At 37.4% G+C, this 1803-nt stretch carries 3 protein-coding genes; 2 read left to right on the forward strand and 1 reads right to left on the reverse strand.

All coding sequences use genetic code 11. From position 1 onward, the window contains the following. The coding region (locus tag EPJ89_RS08680; RefSeq protein ID WP_200542536.1) for an IS3 family transposase at positions 1-100 on the forward strand (100 nt) is incomplete at its 5' end. A gap of 39 nt (positions 101-139) precedes the next feature. On the opposite strand, the gene nfsA is transcribed toward EPJ89_RS08680, so the two are convergent. Next, positions 140-889 (reverse strand): oxygen-insensitive NADPH nitroreductase, encoded by a 750-nt coding sequence (nfsA, locus tag EPJ89_RS08685; RefSeq protein WP_200549549.1) that lies wholly within the window; start codon positions 887-889, stop codon positions 140-142. A gap of 91 nt (positions 890-980) precedes the next feature. Here nfsA and EPJ89_RS08690 point away from each other — a divergent pair, with 91 nt between their 5' ends. After that, positions 981-1661, forward strand: coding sequence for a DsbA family oxidoreductase (locus tag EPJ89_RS08690; RefSeq protein WP_200549551.1), 681 nt, complete (start codon positions 981-983; stop codon positions 1659-1661). The last annotated feature ends 142 nt before the right edge of the window (positions 1662-1803 follow it).

Here is a 1803-nt window from a genome sequence, read left to right on the forward strand (position 1 = left end):
ATATATCGACTATTATAATAACAAAAGAATTAAGAGCAAACTAAAAGGACTGACTCCTGCACAGTACAGAAATCAATCCTTTAGTTTAACTCTTAATTAAACCGTCCAAGATATTGGGGGCAGTTCAGATAGACTTTTTTTATTTTAGACCGAGCTTTTGTTTATGCATCGTATCTTTTAACTGCATGCGTCCAGGATGTCGTCGACTCATGCTTTGTTTAATCTGATTTGTGAATGAGTCGATGCGTTTGTTTGCATCACGTAAGTCATAATATTCTGTAACCGTCTCGTCATAGTCGCGCATCGCATCGGTAATTGCATCCATGTTAGGATATGTATTTTCAAAATGCATGAGTTGTTGTGGCATTCGCGGTTTGAGCTGAGGCTTTTGATTCGGATAACCAAAACCAAGTCCCAGTACAGGGAAAACAAATTCAGGCAACTCTAATAAGTCGATGATTGCTTGAGCATCATTGAGAATACTTCCTAAAAATACCCCACCCATGCCAAGGCTCTCAATAGCTACCATTGTGTTTTGTGCAGCGAGAATCGCATCGGTATATCCAATCATCATACGATCAAATGTTTCAAGGACTTCGATGTCGTCGATATTTCCTTCGTGTGCAATTTTCCCATTACGATGTTGATCAATCACAAAAATAAATAAGTGACCAACGTTTTCGATATAAGGTTGTGCGCCTATGGTTGCGATTGCTTTCTTCTTTGCTTTATCCGTTACGCTAATAATTGAATAAGATTGCATGTAATTACTTGTGGATGTCGCCTGAGCGACGGAAACCAACGTATCAATAATTTCTTGAGAAATGGGTTCATCCGTAAATTGACGAATGGTACGATGGTTGAGTTGTTGTTTAATTGTACTATTCATAATTCCTCCTTGGTCATATTATACCATGGGGGGCATATTGATGGCGCTCAAATCGCTTAGTCGATACAATATGTATCTAGAGGTGAATGTGATGAAAGTACAAGTATGGTCCGATTTTGTCTGCCCATTTTGCTATGTGGGAAAAAGACATTTGGAAGAAGCAATAAAGCAATTAGATAAAGAAATTGAAGTAGAGTTTATGAGTTTTGAATTAGATCAAAACTATGTTGATCAACCGGATTTAAACATTCATGAAATGTTGGCTCAAAAATATAACATATCCATTGATGAAGCACGATTGAATAACGAACGTGTAGGGTCCATGGCTCAGACAGTTGGATTAAACTATGATTTTGATGCGATGAAATATACTAATACATTTAAAGCACATAAAGTATTTCAGTATGCAAAGTTCAAAGGTTTAGGAAATGAATACAGTGAAAAGTTAATGGATGCGTATTTTTCAAAAGGTGTTTACTTAAACGATCTTGAGGCCTTAATTGAACTTGGTGTCTCAGTTGGACTTGATGCAGAAGGCATCAAACATGCATTTGAATCTGATGAGTACGGATTAAGTGTTCGTCAAGACGAGCAATGGGCACAGATGATTGGTGCTCGAGGTGTTCCACACTTTGTAATTGATGACCAAGTATCCTTATCAGGAGCTCAACCTATTGAAACATTTAAGTCAGCGCTCCAACATGTTGAGACGCTTAATGCTCAAAAAAATGATGCAATGATGTGTACTGATGGGGTTTGTACTGTTGAATAAAAAAGCTAGGTTATCTGGAGTAGTAAACTAAAAGTAGACAAGTAAAAATGAACTGCCCCCAATATCTTGGACGGTTTAATTAAGAGTTAAACTAAAGGATTGATTTCTGTACTGTGCAGGAGTCAGTCCTTTTAGTTTGCTC

The sequence above is a fragment of the Erysipelothrix sp. strain 2 (EsS2-6-Brazil) genome, from assembly GCF_016617625.1.
Lineage (GTDB): Bacteria > Bacillota_I > Bacilli_A > Erysipelotrichales > Erysipelotrichaceae > Erysipelothrix > Erysipelothrix piscisicarius.

What these genes read in the sequence shown, in the direction of transcription:
- nfsA (WP_200549549.1), bottom strand. Translation starts at nt 889, where the DNA reads ATGAATAGTACAATTAAACAACAACTCAACCATCGTACCATTCGTCAA.
- EPJ89_RS08690 (WP_200549551.1), top strand. Translation starts at nt 981, where the DNA reads ATGAAAGTACAAGTATGGTCCGATTTTGTCTGCCCATTTTGCTATGTG.